Raw genomic sequence first — 17,841 nt, forward strand, 5'->3', positions numbered from 1 at the left:
CGAGGGGCCGCCCCGGAGATCGCTTCATGGCGGCCACGCTCCATCCTGAGGTAATTTTCAACCTTATCGCCGTCTCAGCGATTCCACTCGTGTCAGCTCCGACAGGATGTGATCCTGCACATCGGGCGGCTGCCGGCACACGGCATCCGTCAGGTCACGCAGCGTCGCTCTGAGGCTGTGAAGCTGATCCACCAGATCCATGACGACATCGACGCCGGGCTCGTTGACGCCCATCGATTTGCTGAGATCGAGAATGAGCCGGCCGCGCGCAATGTCGGCTTCGTGGAAATTGCGGCCCTGATCGGTGACTTCGGGCACGACCCAGCCCTGAGATATCCAGACCTCCAGCATCGTGGTTTCGATCCGGAGGTGAAGTCGAAACTCGTTCTCGTTCATCGCTTATCCTCCCATGGTCTTTCTGGGATCTTGCGCCTTGCCTGCCTCCCAATCTGAAACGAAGCGCGTCAGCTCGGGGTCCGGCGTATCCGGCAGGACGATCTTCAGCGAGACATAGGCATCGCCATTGTCCTTGCCGCGCACGGGTGCGCCCTTGCCCTTCAAGCGCAACACCTTGCCCGTATTGGAGTTCGGCGGCAGCGTCACGGTGACGGCTCCCGACGGCGTCGGGACGCGAATCTTGCCGCCGAGCACAGCTTCGGCCAGCGAGATCGGTACTTCCAATCGGATATCGTCGCCATCGCGCGTGTAGAAGCGGTGCGGCCGAACATGCACGGCGATCAGCGCGTCCCCGGGTTTCCCGCCGTTGAAGCCGGGATCGCCCTTGCCCTTCAGGCGTAGCGTCTGCCCATCGCGTGTCCCCGGTGGAATTTGGACGTCGAGCGCCGGCCCCTCGGGCAGGCTGATCTGCTTCTTGGCGCCATTGATGGCGTCGAGAAAATCGACCTCCATCGTATAGTGACGGTCTTGACCCTGCATTTGCGATTGGCCTCGGCTGCGCCGCGAGAAGAAGCTGGAAAATATATCGTCGGCATCGCCGAAATCGGCAAAGCCGCCCGCATTCTGATAGCGGCCGCGCTGGCCTTCCTGCGCTGCATAATCGCGATAGTAGTTGCGCGGCGCCTGCTCGGCACCGCTGCTGTCGATCTCGCCACGGTCGAACCGCCCGCGTTTCTCCTCATCGCCGAGAATGCCATAGGCCGCCGAGACTTCCTTGAATTTGTCCTCGGCCTGCTTGTCACCCGGATTGAGATCTGGGTGCAGCTTCTTGGCAAGCTTGCGATAGGCGCTTTGAATGTCTTTTTGCGGGGCGTCCCGCTTTACGCCCAAAATTTCATAGGGATCGCGACTCATACATGTCTCTCTTCGGGAGCACGGAAAGATACGCAGATAGTGCTAGGGCAGGCTCATATCAATCGTATCATAGACGCGGTCAGGTTGAAGCCCGGACTTGGCAGCTTTCATGTCCGTCGCCATTGTGATGTGAAATGGGCGCTGCCGCCGCCGCTTTGCCATATTTCCGGCGTCTTGCCGGATAATGGCGAGCGGTGTGGCTGGGCTGGTAATCAAGCGCCCGCCGAATTTGTTTGCCTGATCCACCGGTGGCCGTCCGATGAAACGCCTGTTGCTCGCTTCCTCGCTCCTTCTTGCCGCGCCGGCCGCCTTTGCCGCGCAGCCCGAACAGCCGCCTGCCGGATGGCCGCCGCTGCCGCCGAAGGCGCCGGTTTCGAAGATCAAACTTGTGGAGCCGCATCTGCATGTCAATCGTGCCGGCAAAGGGGCTCCCCGCATCGCGCTCACCTTTGATGCCTGCATGGGCAAGACCGACCCACGCATTTTGAGCACCCTCGTCGATCAGCGCATTCCGGCGACGATCTTCGTCACCGCGCGCTGGCTGCGTACCAATCCGGATGCATTGAAGGTCTTCCTTGCGCATCCGGATCTCTTCGAGCTGGAAAATCACGGTCAAAACCATATCCCCGCCGTCGATGTCCCGACCAAAGTCTATGGCATTGCCGCCGCCGGTTCGCCGCAGGCGGTCGCCCAGGAGGTGAAGGGTGGTGCGGACGCCATGATCGCAGCCGGCATTCCGCAACCGCGCTGGTTCCGCGGCGCGACCGCGAAATACACGCCTGCCGCCATCATGCAGATCCGTGGCATGGGCTATCGGATCGCCGGTTACTCGGTGAATGGCGACAGCGGTTCGCTTCTGCCGGCCAAGATGGTGGAAAAGCAATATGCCTCCGCCAAGGACGGTGATGTCATCATCTCCCACATCAACCAGCCGACGCATACGGCAGGCGAGGGGGTCGCGGCCAGCATCCTCGCGCTGAAGGCCAAAGGCGTCGATTTCGTTCGTCTGCAGGATATCGCCGAAAAGGGTGACGACGACACGACTAACTGAGCGGTCGAGTGCTAGCCCGGCAATTGCGGCTGCGTTTTTTCCTCGATGAAAAGCTCGTCAATGACGGTCATGACGATCAGCGACAGCGGCAGCGCCAGCATGGCGCCGACCGCGCCCCACATCCATGTCCAGAAGATGATGGCCAGAAAGACGACGAAGGGATTGAGCTCCCATTGGCGGCCCATGATCGCCGGGAAGACTAGGTTTTCCACGGTTAGATGCACTGCGAAGAAGGCGACGGCCGGCGCGAGACCGAAAATGATGTCCGAATGCGTGATGATGCCGGCGATCGCGAGCGCGATCGTCATGGCGGTGACGCCGAGGAACGGGATGAAGCTGGATAAGAACGCGAAAACGCCCCACAGCACCGGCACGCTCATTCCGCCGACATAGGCGATCAAGGTCATCACGAGGCCGATCCCGGCATAAATCAGCGAAGCCGTCGCAAAATAGAAGCCGAGCACCCGCTCCACGGCATTGATGATGCGAATGGCATTCAGTCGAGATGCTCTGCTGGAAAAGGTCATGATGATCGTCTTGCGCAGGCTTACCCTGCCGGCAAGGAATAGCAGCAGGGCTGCAAAGAAGATCAGGATCTGCACGATGGCCGGCGTCAGGCTGGTGGACACGACATGCAGCACGTTGCCGCTGTTCTCCAGCAGGGTGTTGATCGACATCGGGCTGCCTTGAAAGGTTTCGGAAGAAATGTGCAGCCATTGAAACCGGTCGAGATAGGGCATCAGCCGGTCGGATGTGCGCTGGAAGAAGTCGGGCGCCTGCTGTGCGAGCTTGGCGATCGGTTCGGCGAGCGCATTGATGATGAGGAAGATCACCAGGGCAACGCTGGAGGAAAGAATGACGGCATTTAGAACGCGGGGAATGCCGAGCTTGCTGAGCCTTTCGGCCGCCAAGCCGAGAATCATTCCCACGACGACGGCAAGCGTCACCGGAATGAGGATCAGTGACATCGTGTAGACGGCGGCGAAGGCCAACATGAGGAAGATGCCGATCGTTGCCCAGGAGGCGGCAATGTTGAGCTTGTCGCGTCCTCGCTGGTCGGAGAGACCGAAAATCTCCGTTTCGTCGTCTTTCGCACGGGATGCGTTGCGATCGATACCCGGGCCGACATCCTGCGACGCGGTTGCTGCATCCGATCGGCCGGCGGCGATTTTGTCGAATTCCATCCCCGGAAAGTTCCCCGAAGGCAGGATTGCCTCGCTACTTCAACGCGAAAAAGCCCGCCGCGGTTCCGCAACGGGCTTGTCGAATAGCGGTCGGATCGGAAAAGTCAGGCGATGAGATTAAGTCCGATACCCCACGGATCGCGCAGCGATATGCCGCCGTCGCGCTTCTCCGTCTTGATTTCGTGCTGCTCCAGGGCGGCTACGGCCTTGTCCAGGGCTGCCTTGTCGTTGAAGCGCAACGTATAGTCGGAAAGACCGGTCATATGTTCGCTGCGTATGCCGGCGCCGCGGCTGTTCCAGGTATTGGCGCCGAGATGATGGTGATAGCCGCCGGTCGCAAGGAAGGTCGCGCCGGGATAGCGCGCCGCCATGACCTTCATGCCGAGGACGTCGCGATAGAAGGCGTTGGCTTCGGCAACATCGCCGACCTGCAGATGGATATGGCCGATTGCCGAACCTTCGGCCATACCGTCCCAGCGATCCTGCGGGGCGCTTTCGTAGAGCTTCTGCAGATCAAGCCGGAGCGTCGCCATTTCGACCGTGCCGTCATCGTGGAAGGTCCATTCCTCATGCGGGCGGTCGGCGTAGATTTCGATGCCGTTGCCTTCGGGGTCGGACAGGTAGATGGCTTCGCTGACGATATGGTCCGAAGCGCCTTCCAGCACCACATTCTTATGGGCGGCATGACGAAGCCAGCGCGCAAGCTCGACACGGCTCGGCAGCAGGAACGCGGTATGGAACAGACCGGCCGCCGTCTTCGGTGCGCGCACCGCAGCCCGATCGGTTGTCAGCGTCAGAAGGGGAAGACCGGCGACACCGAGGACTTCGCCGCTCGCTGTCTTCTCGATGACCTTCAAACCCAGCATGTCCTGATAGAAGCGGGATACCAGCGCCACGTCGGTAACGACGAGGTGCGACTGGCCAACATAGGCGGGACGGGTCAGGGCGTAGGAGGGGGCAGTTTCGGTCATGGTGTCAGTTCCAACCTTGAGATGGGGTCTCGAAAAGGCAACCGGCGTCGGCGGCAAGGGCCGCCGGTAGCGGACAGGAGGGTTTCGCCGGTTGATATGCCTTTTTGATCCTCTGGTCCGCTGTACTTGCATATTCATATGGCGGATTTCGATTGTTCACAGAAGGCCATAAATTGCGGATTGAGCGTTCGCTTTCCATTGACAAGCGATCAGTAGGCCTATGGCAAGCCGTTCACGAAGATTGATCGATGTGCGCGTTTGGCGCAGTTGTCTCCTCTTGTTTCTAGTGCAAGGATCGGTCTCCAACGAAAACGGAACCGGATGAAATGACTGAATACCGAGGCATCCGCTGGGCCTATGATCGCTATGAGATCATCGCAGACGGCATCGTCAACGGTGTCGGCGTGGTCCTTGCGCTGATCGGCGCCACCGTGCTGATCTTCTATGCGACGGTTTGGAGCTCCTACGGCGAAATTGCCGCCGCCTGGATCTATGGCGTCGGCCTGGTGCTGACGCTCGGAATGTCCTTCACCTATAATCTATGGCCCGTATCCAGGACGAAATGGTTTCTGCGCCGCTTCGACCACTCTTTCATCTATGTCCTGATCGCCGCTACTTACACCCCCTTTCTGGAGCGCGGATCCGAGGACCCGCTGCTGCTTGGCGTGTTGATCGCCGTCTGGGTGTTTGCGGCGTTCGGTATCGTCCTGAAAGTCCTTTTTCCAGGACGCTTCGATCGGCTGGCGATCCTGCTTTACCTTGCAATGGGCTGGAGCGGCATCCTCGTCGCCAAGCCGGTTTCCATGCATATCCCATTCGCCTCGATGCTGCTCATTATCATCGGCGGCGTCATCTATTCGCTCGGCGTGATCTTTCACGTCTGGGAAAAGCTGCGCTTCCAGAATGCGATCTGGCATGGCTTCGTGGTTGCTGCCGCCGCCGTGCATTATTCGGCGGTACTGACCTGCTTCAGCCTGTCGCCGGAAAACTTTTGACAATCTCCGCCGTCGGCGTGCATTTCTTCGTTGAGCGCAGGCTGCGCACGAGGCGCATGACGATGGCGTCGTAGCGCTGCATGTCCGCCTTCGAGTAATCCATCTGGAAGAAGGCCGCGGCACCGTTGCAGAGCGCGACCCCACGCACGTAGACGATCCGCCCCTGTCTGGTGCCGGAAAAGCTGATGCCGCGCGAATTCGATTTCGAATAGGAAATCTTCCAGCCCTGGTCTCTGGCAAGCGCCACACGCCCATTCGCTTCCGATGCAAAATCGCCATTGGCAACCATCGTGCCGAAGACCTGCAGCGAAGCGGAGCGATCTGCCGGCGACAGCGACAGCCGATCGGTATCCTCGGAAGAGGCGGCAAGATGAAATTCCGACGGCAGCTCGATCGCGTAGCCAAAGCCTGCATTGTCATAGGACCACCAGTCCGCGGCAAAGGCCGGGACGGGGAAAAGAAGCAGGAGGGCGATCAGGCGGGCGAGCATTGCGGTTTCCGGGAGGCGGGATCAGCAACCGATCAAGATTAGCGCTTTTTTGAGCGCAATTTCCATAGCGGTTCGGAAAATACCGATAAATTAGCGCAAATTCATTACAACTTCATTGCGAGCCATGCAGGAATAGCAAGGAATTCTGCAATGCTGCGACTTTCAAACCGGCATCGCAGGCTTCCGGACGATCATTGAATCCTGCAACCTCCACGGTTGCTGGCAGCAAAAATCGATTTCGGTGGTTTACGTCCGGTTTTCCCTTGTCAGGGCTTGAGGCGATGTGTCCTTTCGCCTATCCCTTCAAGACCGCTCCGGCTTTGCCGGATTCTGCATGAACGTTCAGTAAGGGGGGAGCATGGCCGCCGCCACCGCGGGCCTGACATTCCTGGCTCTATGCCTGCCCTTTCTCGGTGCGCTGACCGCGCCGGTTGTCGTTCGGCGTTTGGGCCACAATGCGGCGTGGCTCCTGGCGCTGCTTCCCGCTCTTGCCTTTCTGCATTTTTCGAGCTTCCTTTCCGCCGTTGCAGCCGGCGGCATCCAAACTGGCGGTTTCGATTGGGTGCCGAGCCTTGATCTCCGGTTCTCCTGGCTGATTGATGGCCTGTCGCTGACCTTTGCGCTGCTCATCACCGGCATCGGCACGCTGATCGTCCTCTATGCCGGCGGCTATCTGAAGGGGCATGTCGATCTCGGCCGCTTCTTCTCCTTCATCTTCCTCTTCATGGGCTCGATGCTCGGCTTCGTCGTCTCGGACAGCTTCCTCACGCTGTTCGTCTTCTGGGAACTGACCTCGATCACTTCCTTCCTGCTGATCGGCTTCGATCATCATCGGGAAGCGTCGCGACGGGCGGCGCTGCAGGCGCTGGTCGTGACCGGCGGCGGCGGGCTGCTGTTCCTGGCGGGCCTGTTGTTGATCTGGCAGATCACAGGCATCGGCGCGATGTCCGATCTCCTGAAGGCTGGCGATGTCCTGCGCGCAAGCCCGCTCTATCTGGCGGCCCTGATCCTGGTGCTTGGTGGGGCCTTCACCAAATCGGCGCAGTTTCCCTTTCATTTCTGGCTGCCGAATGCCATGGAGGCGCCGACTCCGGTCTCGGCCTATCTGCATTCGGCGACCATGGTGAAGGCAGGCGTCTATCTGCTGATGCGGCTCAATCCGATCATGGGCGGGACGATGGCCTGGCAGACGATCCTGCCGGTCTTCGGCGCGGCGACCTTGCTCGTCGGAACTTTGCTTGCCATCCGCCAGACCGACTTGAAGCTGAAGCTCGCCTATACGACGGTCTCCTCGCTCGGCCTGCTGGTGATGCTCACCGGTTTCGGCACCGATTATGCCGTCGAAGCCGCCGTCCTCTATCTGGTGGCGCATTCGTTGTTCAAGGGCGCCCTGTTCATGGTCGCCGGCATCGTCGATCATGAAACGGGAACACGCGACATCACCCGGTTGGGCGGCTTGCGCTCGGCCATGCCGTTGACCTTTGTCGCTGCCTTGGTCGCTGCCATATCGATGGGAGGGCTGCCTCCGGCTTTCGGGTTCCTCGCGAAGGAGGAAATCTATGCCGCGCTGACACAGGCATCGCCGGCTGCCATCATCCTCACCCTCATCGCCGTGGCGGGCAATGCGCTGATGTTTGCCATCGCCTTTGCCGTGGCGCTGAAGCCCTTCGTCGGCCCGCTGACCGAGACGCCTCGCCCGCCGCATGAGGCGCCCCCATTGCTCTGGCTCGGACCGGTCACGCTTGCTTTACTCGGCATCGCTTCGGCTTTGTTCTCGGGCCTTTGGCACGAGTATGTCTCTTCGCCGATGGCAAGCGCGGTCGGCGGCAAGGGATTGGAGATTTCGGTCTCCTTGATCCCCCATATTGGTCTGCCTCTGGCGCTTTCTCTGCTGACCGTGCTGATCGGCGTCATCGTCTACTGGCAGCTCGATCGCGCCCGTTTCCTGATGTCCGTCGTTCTGCGCGCCCTCGGGCCGGGGCCGGATCGCGGTTTCGATGGATTCATCTCCGGTCTGGTGCGGCTGTCGCACATCGTCTCGCGGCTGCTGCAGCCGGGGCGGCTGGAAATCTACGTCACCATCACTTTCCTTTGCCTGGCGGCAATGTTGCTGATTCCTCTCGCCGCTCATGGCGAGCTGCCCGCGATGCCGGCATGGCCAAACCTGCAGTGGCATGAGGCAACGATCTTTTTGATTGCCGTCATCGGCGTTGTTGCGGTCGTCTTTGCGCGGGACCGGCTAACGGCGATCGTTTCGCTCGGCATCCAGGGCTTTGCCGTCGCCGTCATTTTCCTGCTGTTCGGCGCACCGGATCTTTCCTTCACGCAGTTCATGGTCGAGACGCTTGCGGTGGTGATTCTGGCGCTTGTCATGACGCGGCTGCGGCTTTCGCCGTCCGATCGCCGGCCGCCGCTCGCCAGGATCGCCCATGCCGTGCTCGCCATTGCCTGCGGCAGCGGTTTTACGCTCCTGCTGCTGAAGGCGACCGAAGCGCCGTTCGATCTGACGCTGACCGCCTTCTTCAATCAATATTCGAAGCTGATCGCGCATGGCGACAATGTGGTCAACGTTATCATCGTCGACTTCCGCGGCACGGATACGCTCGGCGAAATCGCAGTCGTCGCCATGACCGGGCTTGCCATCCTGGCGCTGATCCGCATCCGCGCCGGCGGCGAGCGCAAGCTAGCAACCAACGATCCCGATCTTGAGGAGAAGCCCGGTTTCGAGGAAGGGATGGAGGCCGAGCGCTCATGAACACGCTGATCTTCCGCACCGCCGCGCCGTTTTTGACGGCCCTGATGTTGCTCTTCTCCATCTTCGTGCTGCTGCGCGGTCATAACGAGCCCGGCGGCGGCTTTATCGGCGGCCTGATCGCGGCTTCGGCGCTCGCGATCTATGGCATTGCCTGCGGCGTGACGGCCGTCCGCCGCGCGATCATCTTTCATCCGCTGGCGATTGCCGGTTTCGGCCTGCTTGCCTCGACCCTTGCCGGCTTGGTGTCCGTCTTTGCCGGCGTGCCGTTCATGACGGGGCTGTGGATCTATCCGCATCTCTTCGGTGTCGAGGTGCCGCTTTCCACCGTCATGCTCTTCGACACCGGCGTCTATCTGGTCGTCGTCGGCGCCATCACCTCGATCGCGCTCGCGCTCGAAGAGCGGGAGGTGGATTGATGGAAGCCGTCTTCGCCGTCGTCGTCGGCATCTTCTTCACCGCTGCGATCTATCTGATGCTTTCGCGATACTCGATCCGCATCATGCTCGGCATCGCGATCCTCGGCAACGCCGTCAACCTTCTGCTGTTCACGGCCGGCCGGGTCACGCCCGAAGTGCCGCCGATCATTCAGAAAGGCGCGGCCACGCTCGATCTTGCCGCCGCCAATCCACTGCCGCAGGCCTTAATCCTGACAGCGATTGTCATCTCCTTCTCGTTCCTCGCTTTTCTGCTTGTCCTGACCTATCGGGCCTATCAGGCCTTGAAGACCGACAATACGGGCGAGATGCGGCTCGCTGAACCGGAGGAGCGGCCGCTGCCGCCCCTGGGGTACTGACGCCATGGCTGGACCCACGGATACCGCAGTTGATCTTTCCCAGGCGCTGGTCGCAGCGCCGATACCGATGGGACATTGGCTCGTCATTTTGCCGGTCGTCTTGTGTATCGGGCTCGGCGCGCTTCTTCTGATGCTGCGCAATCGTACCGAATGGCATGCCGCGATCGCCATTCCCGGCCTTGTGCTATTGGTGCTGATCGATGCTGCCTTGCTTTATCGGGTCGTCGGCGACGGCGCCGTGACCATGGTCATGGGGCGATGGCTGCCGCCCTTCGGCATCGCCTTCACCGTCGATATTTTTGGCGCGCTCATGGCTTTGACGGCGGCGGTGGTTGCGCTCGCAGCGGGTTTCTATTCTCTTGGCGAAATCACGGTGAGTGGTCGGCGATATGGCTTCTTTCCATTCCTGATGCTGCTGCTCGCCGGCGTTAGCGGCGCCTTCCTGACGGGCGATGTCTTCAACCTCTACGTCTGGTTCGAGGTGCTGCTGATCTCGTCTTTTGGCCTGCTGATACTTGGCTCGGAGCCTGAGCAGATCGACGGTGCGCTGAAATATGCTGTCCTCAACCTAATCGCCACCACGCTCTTTCTCGTCTCCGTGGGCTATCTCTACGCCGTCTTCGGCACGCTCAACATGGCCGATATCGCGCTGAAGGCGAGGGCGGGTGACAGCAACGCACCGCTGATGACGCTGGCCGGCCTATTCCTGCTGGCCTTCGGCATGAAGGCTGCCGCCTTTCCGGTCAATTTCTGGCTCCCGGCCTCCTATCACACGCCACGCATCACCGTTTCGGCGATTTTTGCCGGCTTGCTGACCAAGGTCGGCGTCTATGCGCTGATCCGGGTTCTGGTCATGCTACTGCCTGTCGAGCGGGTGGAGCTTGGTCCGCTCGTCGCGGTCGTTGCTATTGCCACCATGCTTGTCGGCGTCGTCGGAGCGCTGGGGGCAAACGATGTCAGGCGCATGCTCGGCTATATCGTCATCTCCGGTATCGGAACCATGCTTGCGGGTGTCGCTCTCGGCAGTGCCGACGGCCTCAGCGGCGCGATCTTCTATGCACTGCATTCGATGGTGCTGATGACGGCACTTTACCTGCTCGCAGGGCAGGCGGCTCGGCTCGGCGGCAGCTTTTCCTTGAGCGCCCTCGGTGGCCTCTATCGCCGCAACGGCTGGTTTGCCGGCATCTCGCTGGTGCTGTTCTTCGCCATCAGCGGCTTGCCGCCCTTTTCCGGCTTCTGGCCTAAAGTCGTGCTCGTGAAGGCGGCGCTCGCGACGGGCGCATGGTGGCTTGCCGCAACAATCCTTTTGGCCGGTTTCCTGACGACAATCGTGTTCGGGCGGGTATTTCTCCTGGCCTATTGGCGCCCGGCGGCGGCAGATGGGATTGAAGCGGAGCCGATTGCATGGCAGGCGGCGCTGCCGCTCCTTGCTCTTTCTCTGCTTGTCGTCGGCTTCGGCCTGTTTCCGGAATGGCTCCTGCACCTGACGCAGGCCGCCGCTGCCGGCCTTGAGCAACCGTCGGCCTATCTGCGCTCGGTCTTCCCCACGGCAGGAGGCACGCAATGATCCTGTTCGTCTTCAACCTGCTGCTCTCCATCGTCTGGGTCGCCATCACCGGCAGCGCTTCCTTCATCAATCTGGTCTTCGGATTCGCCCTTGCGGCAATTGCGCTGGCGATCGTCCGCTCGTCCTATGGCGGCGTGCTTTATCTTGGCCGTGTCCGCCGTATTTTGGCATTGCTGTTGCTGTTCATCCGGGAGCTCGCCAAGTCGGTCTGGGCGGTCGCCGTCGCCGTCATGAGCCCCAGGATGGACGTGAAGCCCGGTATCTTCGCCTTTTCCTTGACGGTCGATCGCGATTTCGAAATCACGCTGCTTGCCAATCTTATCACGCTGACGCCGGGAACTCTGTCCGTCGACGTCTCCGATGATCGCAAGACGCTTTACGTCCATGCGCTCGATTGCTCCGATCCGGAGGCCATCAGGCGCAGCATCGCCGATGGCTTCGAGCGCCGGATCATGGAGGCCTTCCGATGATGGCCGCGTCCGTCGTTTCGGCCGCCGCGATGGTGGCGCTGGGCATTCTGAGCATTGCCTTCCTGTTGACCGTCTATCGTGTGGTGGCCGGCCCGACCTTGCCGGACCGGGTTCTCGCGCTCGACATGCTGGTGGCGATCGCCATCGGCTTCATCGCCATCATCGCCATCAAGACGGGTTTCACGCTCTATATCGATATTGCCATCTCGCTCGGTCTCGTCGGCTTTCTGGCGACCGTCGCCTTCGCACGGTTCATCCTGACACAGGGGCAATCGGATGCCGTGCAACAGGCTGGCGCAGGACCGGATGAGAATACCGCAGCCGAAGGCAAAAAGAGGCGCAAGCACCGCGGGCGGAAGAAGGAAGGGCGATAGTGGATTTGCTTTGGGCTATCATAGTAACCGTGCTTCTACTTTCGGGTGCGCTGTTCTCGCTCATTGCAGCGATTGGCATCGTGCGTCTTCCCGATCTCTACAGCCGTATGCATGCGGCGTCGAAGGCGGGTACGGTCGGCTCCGGCCTGCTGCTACTTGCAGTCGGTATCCACTCGCAGGACATATCTGTCCTGGCAAGAGCATTGGCGGGTTTCGTCTTTTTCGTGCTGACGGCACCGATCGCAGCGCATCTTCTCGCGAGGGCGGCACACAGGGCTGGACATCGGCTGACGCCGCCTTCCGTGCGGGATGAACTGCTGGCGAGGGAGCAGATCACCAAAGGCGCGTATAGAAAGAAGGGCTAACAAACGTGGAAATTGTTCAGAAAGGAATAGCTGTTCGCGTTATTAGTTATCTGTTTTTTAGTAGATGAATTTTTTGCGAAGAAATGTAGGGATTAAAAACTGGACATTTGGATAAAGAGTGCTAATTCAGATTCAAGTAGAGTTCTGATGTTGAGTTAGTCTCGACCGGGTTTAAGCTCTCGATGCTTTTATCTTTCTTTGATGAAAAGCTGAGCAAAACTTTCTTCCGGTAAGTGATTAAAGATCGCTATCGCGGTCGCTAATTCTGATGTCAGGCGGCAAGGGGCGGTTTTCTCTCACGTGAGGTCTAGGGGTGGATTTCATGCGGAAAGAAATTTGGTTTTATCCACCGTTTTCTTGCTGGTGACTGCTACGAATACGAGCAATGCGTTTGTGCGGATTGTTCGGCGCTGGGACATAGCGAAATCGACAGATTTCCGTAGCCGAGCGCAAAATATATAGCAACGTTGTGCCCTGCGTGCTCTCCGGAGGCGCGGACGCAGCAGGCAAGCCGATGAACAGGAGAACACAATGACAGATGCGGCCCTTGGCAACGGGCAGGAGTTACTGGTTGAACTGACTGCCGACATTGTTGCGGCCTATGTCAGCAACCATGTCGTACCGGTCAGCGACCTTCCGAATTTGATTTCCGACGTACATTCCGCCTTGAGCAGCACCTCGGCTCCGGCACCTGCCGTAACCGTGGTCGAAAAGCAGAAGCCGGCCGTATCCGTTCGCAAATCCGTGCAGGATGACCAGATCACCTGCCTCGAATGTGGCGGCAGCTTCAAGTCTTTGAAGCGCCATCTCATGACCCATCATGGTCTTTCGCCGGAAGAATATCGCGAAAAGTGGGACCTCGCTGCCGATTATCCGATGGTGGCGCCAGCCTATGCGGAAGCCCGTTCGCGCCTGGCAAAGGAAATGGGCCTCGGCCAACGTCGCAAGCGCGGCCGCTGAGAGTTCCATAACGACCTTAAAGATAACCCGGCTTTTGGGCCGGGTTATCCCCATGTTGGCTGGAGGAGCGGCCTATGCCGCGGCCCTGACACGAGCCTCTTCGCGAATGCGTTTGATCATCGAGCGCAATCCGTTGGCGCGCTGCGAGGACAGATGTTCCACCAGCCCGATCTTCCCGAAGACATCGAGTGCGTCGAGAGCCGCGATTTCCGAAGCTGGCTTGCCGGAATAGGTGGCTAGCACGATCGCCACCAGCCCCCGCACGATATGCGCGTCTGAATCACCTTCAAAGGTCAATATCGGATTGTCCGGATCGCCAGATGCATGCGTGACGAGCCAGACCTGGCTCGCACAGCCCTGCACCTTGTTTTCCAGAGTCCGCTTTTCCTCCGGCAGGTCGGGCAGCGCCTTGCCGAGCTCGATCACAAAGCGGTAGCGATCCTCCCATTCGTCCAGGAAGGAAAAGTCTTCGATGATCTTCTCAAGCGGTGTCATTGCAGCAGTCCAGATTGTCCATTGTCTTGGATATAGGCGAAACGGTGCCCGATTTGAACCCAGGACGACAAAGAACGCCACCGACCATGGGGGTCGACGGCGCTGAAGTTGGGGCCAATGGAAGAAATGTCAGATATGTGGGCGCGGTATCGGCAGCGGAATGGAGGACGGCAGCTTGACCGTGCCGGTAACGACGGCGTCGGCCGTTTCTGTACCCGTGATGCGCTTGGCCGGCATCGGCTGCGCCATGGCGGCAACCTGATCGGTGCCCGTGTGAGCCGTTGCGGCAGCTGCCTGCGGATTTGCGGCTTGATCCTTGAAGTGACGGCCGAGCATGTCGTAGGCGACGCGAGCGCCGTCGCCGACCTGATAGCCGAGCGCCGTCAGCGTTTCGCCGCCCTTGGCACAGACATCCGGCTTCTCGTTGCACATGGCGCCGACATATTGAACGACGCCCGATGCAGCCGAAATCGCATCGGAAACCTGCAGCGTCGCTTCACCTACCGGCCGTGGCGCACCCTCGGGCTTTGCAAAGATCGGCAGGAACATGAGAACCAGCGAAAACCAGAACCCTGCTCTAATCAGAAACCACATCGCCTAGCCCCATCCTCTCTGTCGCTCGGCTCGATCGCCGATTCGGACTTGCCCGTCCGATCTGGTTCGAACCCTATCTGGCAGAGGACAACAGCGCTTTTCAAAACTCGGCAGCATTTTCTGCAATTTTGATTCAAATTTTAGCTTTCCGGCTTTGACCAGCATTTGGTTCAAATTGTAGCGATTGCTGTTAAGCATGTCTCGCCCTATCCGCCTGATATGCAGGGGTTTGCGGATGCAAGCCTTGCCGCAAAAGTTAACGCGCGGCGGAAATACGAATAAAATCCGTTGCTTACCCGCTGTTAACCACAAAAAACAAAGGTCCTTCATTCTGCGTCAAAACGGGATTTTGAGCCCTTTTCGGCCGTCCTGAGCGTTCCTTCTTTATTCTTTCCTTAAGTCGGCGGAGCCTATTGTGCAGTCCGATAAGTGACCGTTTTGACGGGTTGTAGTGTGCGCGTATTGAGTGACATTTCTGTCGGGGCTGTAGCCCTCGTGGACCGGGTAGGCCGAAGCTGGCTTTCCCGGACGAGCGGGGATGGCGAAGTCCCTGGGCAGGAATTGGCGATCCTGCGCCGGCTTGCGCTTGCTTCTTCCGTCGCGCTCTTTGCCGTTCCGGCCGGTCTTTCCCTCCTTACCAGCCCAGCCGTGGCGCTGCCTGCCGGTGTGGCCACGGTATGCGCCGCCTTCCTCTTTTCGGCCGTGGGCAGCATCGCGCTGTCGCGTCAGCGGCCTGCCCTGCACCCGGCAGAGGCCGTCGTCGTCGAGCACCGCGATCTGATGCTGGAGTCGGCCTTCGGCCTCGTCCTGCTGCTCGACCCCCAGGGCAATGTGACCACAGTCGGTGGTCGCGATCGTGCGGAATTTCTGAGCTGGATGCGCGACCCCGTCGGGCGTGGCTTCGTCGAGCAGATCCACGTCTCAGACAGAATCGTCTTCCTGCAGGCGGTCGATGTACTGCGCCAGGGAAGGGATGCCCATAGCGCCGATTTGCGCCTGGAACGCTCGGCGGTTGTCGGCGGTGATGACCAGTTCGTCCATGTGCGCATGGAGCTGACCGCGCGCCGCGATGGCGAGGGGCGCCTGACGGCAATCGTCAGCCAGTTGCGCGATATTTCTCAGGACCAGCAGCTCCGCGAGGATGCGGCGCGCAAGGCGGCCGAGGCGGAATCGGCCAATGATGCCAAGTCGCGCTTCCTCGCTGCCGTCAGCCATGAGCTGCGTACCCCGCTTAACGCCATCCTCGGCTTTTCCGATATTCTGAGCGGCGAGTATTTCGGCAAGCTGGAAAATGACCGCCAGCGCGAATATGTCGGCCTGATCCGCCAGTCGGGTGCCCATCTTCTGTCGGTCGTCAATACCATGCTCGACATGAGCAAGATCGAGGCTGGCCGCTATGAATTGCTGCTCGAATCCTTCGCGATTGAGGACACCATTGCGACATGCGAAGCAATGCTCGGGCTGCAGGCGAAGGAAAAGGGACTGACGCTGACAAGCCGCATCCAGCGCGGCCTCGGCGAGATCGTCGCCGACCAGCGGGCGATCCAGCAGATTCTCATCAACCTCGTCGGCAATGCCATCAAATTTACCGATGCGGGCGGCGCGATCACCATCGATGCGGCCTTGGCCGATGGCATGTTGAAGCTGTCGGTCGGCGATACGGGCATCGGCATTGCCAGCGAACGGCTGGCATCGCTCGGCCAGCCCTTCGTGCAGATCCAGAACGACTACACCCGCCGTTACGCCGGCACCGGCCTCGGTCTGTCGCTCGTCAAGGGCCTCGTCGGCCTTCATGGCGGAAACTTCTCGATTGCCAGCGCGCCGGGCGAGGGTACGGTCATCACCATCCTCATTCCATTCGACGGCTCCGGTGCCGTAACGATGCAGCAGCCTGTGGATGTTAATCGCCCTGTCGATTTTCCGCCGCGCCTGAAACATACTATGGAGATAGATGAAGGGCGAAACAAGGAACTGATGAATGGCCCCGCAAAAGCGAAAATCGCCTAAGGGAAGAGGAAGGGGCAAGCGCAAGCAGCCCGGCCTGGCCTCCCGTGGTGCGGTTGCCCTTGGCAGCCTGAGCCTGCGCGGCAGCACCGCGCTGGGCGGCCTTGGCCTTCGCGGTGCGGGCGCGCTCGCCGCTCTGATCGGCAGTGCAGTCGGCCGTCATCCAGCCATTGCCGGCGGTGTCGCACTCTTCTTCGGCGTTTTCGGTTTCGTCACCGCCAACGCGCTCTGGTATCAGACGGGCGCACATCCATCGCCCATATTGCGCACCCGCGATCCCGCGTCTCCATACCAGATTCCCGGCCGCAAATCCTTCCTGCACGCGCAACAGGCCGATGCCGGCAATGTAACGACCTTTCGGATAGAAAGACAGGATTCGGCCGCCGATCTTGCCCCGCCGTCGTCAACCGGCCAGGTCGCGGCACAATCGTCCAGCGCGCCGTCGAAACTGATTGCCGATGTACAGGCTGAACTCATCCGTCACGGCCTCTATGATGGCGCAGCCGATGGGAAGCCGGGATCGCGCACGACATCGGCCATCCTCTTCTTCCAGGAGGCGTCTGGTCTTCCACAGACCGGTACGCCGACACCGGAGCTTCTTGCCGCCCTCAAGGCCAGCAATGCCGCTGCTGCACAGCCGGCTAGCGGCAGAGCGAATGCGACGGCTGCCGTCCCCGCAGAGCGCCCCGTCAATGTTTCCGCCACGGCGGATGCGATCGACCCGGTTGCTGCCGCCATACAGAATGCCGAAAAGAACTTGAAGACCGGCGCGGTAGCGGCCAAAGCAACTCCAAGCGATGCGGTCAACAAGGTCCATATGGTCATGCAGATCCAGAAGGGTCTGAGCAATATCGCCTATAGCAATGTCAGCATCGACGGCGTAGCCGGTGAGCAGACGAAGGCAGCGATCCGCCGCTTCCAGAAGCACTATCGCCTGCCGGAAACTGGCGAGCCGAATATGGCGGTCCTCAAGAAGCTGCAGGATATCGGCGCGCTCTGAAGCCCGCGGTACAAGCCTCTGCCGCAAACCTGGTGGCGACTACGCGCTGCAGGCGGCTTCAATTGCCTTGGCGAGCATGCATCGCTATAGCTCGGGCATGAGATTGCGCAGCGACATCTTTGTTTCCGCCTTTGTCCGCCGCTTGTTTGCGCGTGGGGATTTTGCCGCTGTCGAGCACAAGGGCGAGGAGCAGGCTGGCGCGATCTTCATCCGCCAACGCTTCCGCGATGGATCGGAAACCCTTTATGCGCCGGCACCGCAGAGCCTGTTCGATGAGGAGGAGAGCGGGACGCGGCTCTTCGAGATCCGCATCGAGCGGAAGGAACCGCAGGAAATCCGCGAAACCCTTGATCGCGAGCTGAAATTCGATCCTGATTTATGGATCGTCGAACTGGAAACGGACGATATCACCGATATCGTCCCATTGGCCGGTTTCCGCGCCAATCCGCTGGATTGAGCCGT

General features: G+C 60.2%; 20 protein-coding genes. 13 read left to right on the forward strand and 7 right to left on the reverse strand.

Annotation, left to right across the window (positions count from 1 at the left end):
- Window positions 1–63 precede the first annotated feature (63 nt).
- Both FBZ97_RS13425 and FBZ97_RS13430 read right to left on the reverse strand, forming a co-directional pair.
- Window positions 64–396, reverse strand: a complete 333-nt coding sequence (locus tag FBZ97_RS13425) for a chaperone modulator CbpM (protein ID WP_145320715.1) — start codon at window positions 394–396, stop codon at window positions 64–66.
- A 3-nt stretch (window positions 397–399) separates the two neighbouring features.
- Window positions 400–1,311, reverse strand: a complete 912-nt coding sequence (locus FBZ97_RS13430) for a DnaJ C-terminal domain-containing protein (RefSeq protein ID WP_069616058.1) — start codon at window positions 1,309–1,311, stop codon at window positions 400–402.
- Window positions 1,312–1,570: 259 nt separating this feature from the next.
- Between FBZ97_RS13430 and FBZ97_RS13435 the strand changes: the two genes are divergently transcribed.
- A complete protein-coding gene (locus FBZ97_RS13435) occupies window positions 1,571–2,362 on the forward strand; it encodes a polysaccharide deacetylase family protein (RefSeq protein ID WP_145320713.1) in 792 nt (263 codons plus the stop codon).
- A gap of 11 nt (window positions 2,363–2,373) precedes the next feature.
- On the opposite strand, the gene FBZ97_RS13440 is transcribed toward FBZ97_RS13435, so the two are convergent.
- Both FBZ97_RS13440 and FBZ97_RS13445 read right to left on the reverse strand, forming a co-directional pair.
- Window positions 2,374–3,546 (reverse strand): AI-2E family transporter, encoded by a 1,173-nt coding sequence (locus tag FBZ97_RS13440; RefSeq protein ID WP_145320711.1) that lies wholly within the window; start codon window positions 3,544–3,546, stop codon window positions 2,374–2,376.
- A gap of 104 nt (window positions 3,547–3,650) precedes the next feature.
- Window positions 3,651–4,517, reverse strand: coding sequence for a VOC family protein (locus FBZ97_RS13445; RefSeq protein WP_145320709.1), 867 nt, complete (start codon window positions 4,515–4,517; stop codon window positions 3,651–3,653).
- Between the two features lie 326 nt (window positions 4,518–4,843).
- On the opposite strand from FBZ97_RS13445, the gene FBZ97_RS13450 reads away from it, so the two are divergent.
- Window positions 4,844–5,512, forward strand: a complete 669-nt coding sequence (locus FBZ97_RS13450) for a hemolysin III family protein (RefSeq protein WP_069616062.1) — start codon at window positions 4,844–4,846, stop codon at window positions 5,510–5,512.
- Here the strand turns inward: FBZ97_RS13450 and FBZ97_RS13455 are convergent.
- A complete protein-coding gene (locus FBZ97_RS13455) occupies window positions 5,487–6,002 on the reverse strand; it encodes a hypothetical protein (protein WP_145320707.1) in 516 nt (171 codons plus the stop codon). The two genes, FBZ97_RS13450 and FBZ97_RS13455, sit on opposite strands and share 26 nt — an antisense overlap.
- A gap of 358 nt (window positions 6,003–6,360) precedes the next feature.
- Between FBZ97_RS13455 and FBZ97_RS13460 the strand changes: the two genes are divergently transcribed.
- The 8 genes from FBZ97_RS13460 to FBZ97_RS13495 all read left to right on the forward strand — a co-directional run bounded on the left by FBZ97_RS13460 (window position 6,361) and on the right by FBZ97_RS13495 (window position 13,286).
- Window positions 6,361–8,757 carry a putative monovalent cation/H+ antiporter subunit A gene (locus tag FBZ97_RS13460; protein ID WP_145320705.1) on the forward strand — a complete coding sequence of 799 codons (2,397 nt, stop codon included), beginning with the start codon at window positions 6,361–6,363 and terminating at the stop codon, window positions 8,755–8,757.
- Window positions 8,754–9,173: a Na+/H+ antiporter subunit B gene (locus FBZ97_RS13465; RefSeq protein ID WP_069616065.1), complete on the forward strand. Its 420-nt coding sequence runs from the start codon at window positions 8,754–8,756 to the stop codon at window positions 9,171–9,173. Before FBZ97_RS13460 ends, FBZ97_RS13465 begins: the two co-directional genes overlap by 4 nt.
- Window positions 9,173–9,550, forward strand: coding sequence for a Na+/H+ antiporter subunit C (locus FBZ97_RS13470; protein WP_069616066.1), 378 nt, complete (start codon window positions 9,173–9,175; stop codon window positions 9,548–9,550). Before FBZ97_RS13465 ends, FBZ97_RS13470 begins: the two co-directional genes overlap by 1 nt.
- A gap of 4 nt (window positions 9,551–9,554) precedes the next feature.
- Window positions 9,555–11,117: a Na+/H+ antiporter subunit D gene (locus FBZ97_RS13475; RefSeq protein ID WP_145320703.1), complete on the forward strand. Its 1,563-nt coding sequence runs from the start codon at window positions 9,555–9,557 to the stop codon at window positions 11,115–11,117.
- Complete coding sequence (locus tag FBZ97_RS13480; RefSeq protein WP_113330789.1) at window positions 11,114–11,587, forward strand: Na+/H+ antiporter subunit E; 474 nt, start codon at window positions 11,114–11,116, stop codon at window positions 11,585–11,587. The genes FBZ97_RS13475 and FBZ97_RS13480 overlap by 4 nt, the downstream gene beginning before the upstream one ends.
- Window positions 11,584–11,961: a cation:proton antiporter gene (locus FBZ97_RS13485; protein ID WP_113330790.1), complete on the forward strand. Its 378-nt coding sequence runs from the start codon at window positions 11,584–11,586 to the stop codon at window positions 11,959–11,961. Before FBZ97_RS13480 ends, FBZ97_RS13485 begins: the two co-directional genes overlap by 4 nt.
- The gene (gene mnhG, locus FBZ97_RS13490; RefSeq protein ID WP_113330791.1) at window positions 11,961–12,326 is read left to right on the forward strand and encodes a monovalent cation/H(+) antiporter subunit G; all 366 of its coding nucleotides are present in this window, start codon (window positions 11,961–11,963) and stop codon (window positions 12,324–12,326) included. Before FBZ97_RS13485 ends, mnhG begins: the two co-directional genes overlap by 1 nt.
- Window positions 12,327–12,857: 531 nt before the next feature.
- On the forward strand, window positions 12,858–13,286 hold the full coding sequence (locus tag FBZ97_RS13495) for a MucR family transcriptional regulator (RefSeq protein ID WP_069616071.1): 429 nt from the start codon (window positions 12,858–12,860) through the stop codon (window positions 13,284–13,286).
- Window positions 13,287–13,358: 72 nt separating this feature from the next.
- On the opposite strand, the gene FBZ97_RS13500 is transcribed toward FBZ97_RS13495, so the two are convergent.
- Both FBZ97_RS13500 and FBZ97_RS13505 read right to left on the reverse strand, forming a co-directional pair.
- The gene (locus FBZ97_RS13500; RefSeq protein ID WP_092710230.1) at window positions 13,359–13,781 is read right to left on the reverse strand and encodes a SufE family protein; all 423 of its coding nucleotides are present in this window, start codon (window positions 13,779–13,781) and stop codon (window positions 13,359–13,361) included.
- A gap of 129 nt (window positions 13,782–13,910) precedes the next feature.
- Entirely contained in the window at window positions 13,911–14,375 is a 465-nt protein-coding gene (locus tag FBZ97_RS13505) for a DUF5330 domain-containing protein (RefSeq protein ID WP_145320701.1), read from the reverse strand.
- Window positions 14,376–14,828: 453 nt separating this feature from the next.
- On the opposite strand from FBZ97_RS13505, the gene FBZ97_RS13510 reads away from it, so the two are divergent.
- The 3 genes from FBZ97_RS13510 to FBZ97_RS13520 all read left to right on the forward strand — a co-directional run bounded on the left by FBZ97_RS13510 (window position 14,829) and on the right by FBZ97_RS13520 (window position 17,836).
- Window positions 14,829–16,382 carry an ATP-binding protein gene (locus FBZ97_RS13510; RefSeq protein WP_145320968.1) on the forward strand — a complete coding sequence of 518 codons (1,554 nt, stop codon included), beginning with the start codon at window positions 14,829–14,831 and terminating at the stop codon, window positions 16,380–16,382.
- Entirely contained in the window at window positions 16,354–17,379 is a 1,026-nt protein-coding gene (locus tag FBZ97_RS13515; protein WP_145320699.1) for a peptidoglycan-binding domain-containing protein, read from the forward strand. The genes FBZ97_RS13510 and FBZ97_RS13515 overlap by 29 nt, the downstream gene beginning before the upstream one ends.
- Window positions 17,380–17,476: 97 nt before the next feature.
- Window positions 17,477–17,836, forward strand: a complete 360-nt coding sequence (locus tag FBZ97_RS13520; protein ID WP_145320966.1) for a DUF1491 family protein — start codon at window positions 17,477–17,479, stop codon at window positions 17,834–17,836.
- The last annotated feature ends 5 nt before the right edge of the window (window positions 17,837–17,841 follow it).

This window comes from Rhizobium sp. ERR 942 (genome assembly GCF_007828395.1).
In the GTDB taxonomy this organism is placed as follows: domain Bacteria; phylum Pseudomonadota; class Alphaproteobacteria; order Rhizobiales; family Rhizobiaceae; genus Rhizobium; species Rhizobium dioscoreae.

What these genes read in the sequence shown, in the direction of transcription:
- FBZ97_RS13425 (WP_145320715.1), bottom strand. Translation starts at nt 396, where the DNA reads ATGAACGAGAACGAGTTTCGACTTCACCTCCGGATCGAAACCACGATG.
- FBZ97_RS13430 (WP_069616058.1), bottom strand. Translation starts at nt 1,311, where the DNA reads ATGAGTCGCGATCCCTATGAAATTTTGGGCGTAAAGCGGGACGCCCCG.
- FBZ97_RS13435 (WP_145320713.1), top strand. Translation starts at nt 1,571, where the DNA reads ATGAAACGCCTGTTGCTCGCTTCCTCGCTCCTTCTTGCCGCGCCGGCC.
- FBZ97_RS13440 (WP_145320711.1), bottom strand. Translation starts at nt 3,546, where the DNA reads ATGGAATTCGACAAAATCGCCGCCGGCCGATCGGATGCAGCAACCGCG.
- FBZ97_RS13445 (WP_145320709.1), bottom strand. Translation starts at nt 4,517, where the DNA reads ATGACCGAAACTGCCCCCTCCTACGCCCTGACCCGTCCCGCCTATGTT.
- FBZ97_RS13450 (WP_069616062.1), top strand. Translation starts at nt 4,844, where the DNA reads ATGACTGAATACCGAGGCATCCGCTGGGCCTATGATCGCTATGAGATC.
- FBZ97_RS13455 (WP_145320707.1), bottom strand. Translation starts at nt 6,002, where the DNA reads ATGCTCGCCCGCCTGATCGCCCTCCTGCTTCTTTTCCCCGTCCCGGCC.
- FBZ97_RS13460 (WP_145320705.1), top strand. Translation starts at nt 6,361, where the DNA reads ATGGCCGCCGCCACCGCGGGCCTGACATTCCTGGCTCTATGCCTGCCC.
- FBZ97_RS13465 (WP_069616065.1), top strand. Translation starts at nt 8,754, where the DNA reads ATGAACACGCTGATCTTCCGCACCGCCGCGCCGTTTTTGACGGCCCTG.
- FBZ97_RS13470 (WP_069616066.1), top strand. Translation starts at nt 9,173, where the DNA reads ATGGAAGCCGTCTTCGCCGTCGTCGTCGGCATCTTCTTCACCGCTGCG.
- FBZ97_RS13475 (WP_145320703.1), top strand. Translation starts at nt 9,555, where the DNA reads ATGGCTGGACCCACGGATACCGCAGTTGATCTTTCCCAGGCGCTGGTC.
- FBZ97_RS13480 (WP_113330789.1), top strand. Translation starts at nt 11,114, where the DNA reads ATGATCCTGTTCGTCTTCAACCTGCTGCTCTCCATCGTCTGGGTCGCC.
- FBZ97_RS13485 (WP_113330790.1), top strand. Translation starts at nt 11,584, where the DNA reads ATGATGGCCGCGTCCGTCGTTTCGGCCGCCGCGATGGTGGCGCTGGGC.
- FBZ97_RS13495 (WP_069616071.1), top strand. Translation starts at nt 12,858, where the DNA reads ATGACAGATGCGGCCCTTGGCAACGGGCAGGAGTTACTGGTTGAACTG.
- FBZ97_RS13500 (WP_092710230.1), bottom strand. Translation starts at nt 13,781, where the DNA reads ATGACACCGCTTGAGAAGATCATCGAAGACTTTTCCTTCCTGGACGAA.
- FBZ97_RS13505 (WP_145320701.1), bottom strand. Translation starts at nt 14,375, where the DNA reads ATGTGGTTTCTGATTAGAGCAGGGTTCTGGTTTTCGCTGGTTCTCATG.
- FBZ97_RS13515 (WP_145320699.1), top strand. Translation starts at nt 16,354, where the DNA reads ATGGCCCCGCAAAAGCGAAAATCGCCTAAGGGAAGAGGAAGGGGCAAG.
- FBZ97_RS13520 (WP_145320966.1), top strand. Translation starts at nt 17,477, where the DNA reads ATGAGATTGCGCAGCGACATCTTTGTTTCCGCCTTTGTCCGCCGCTTG.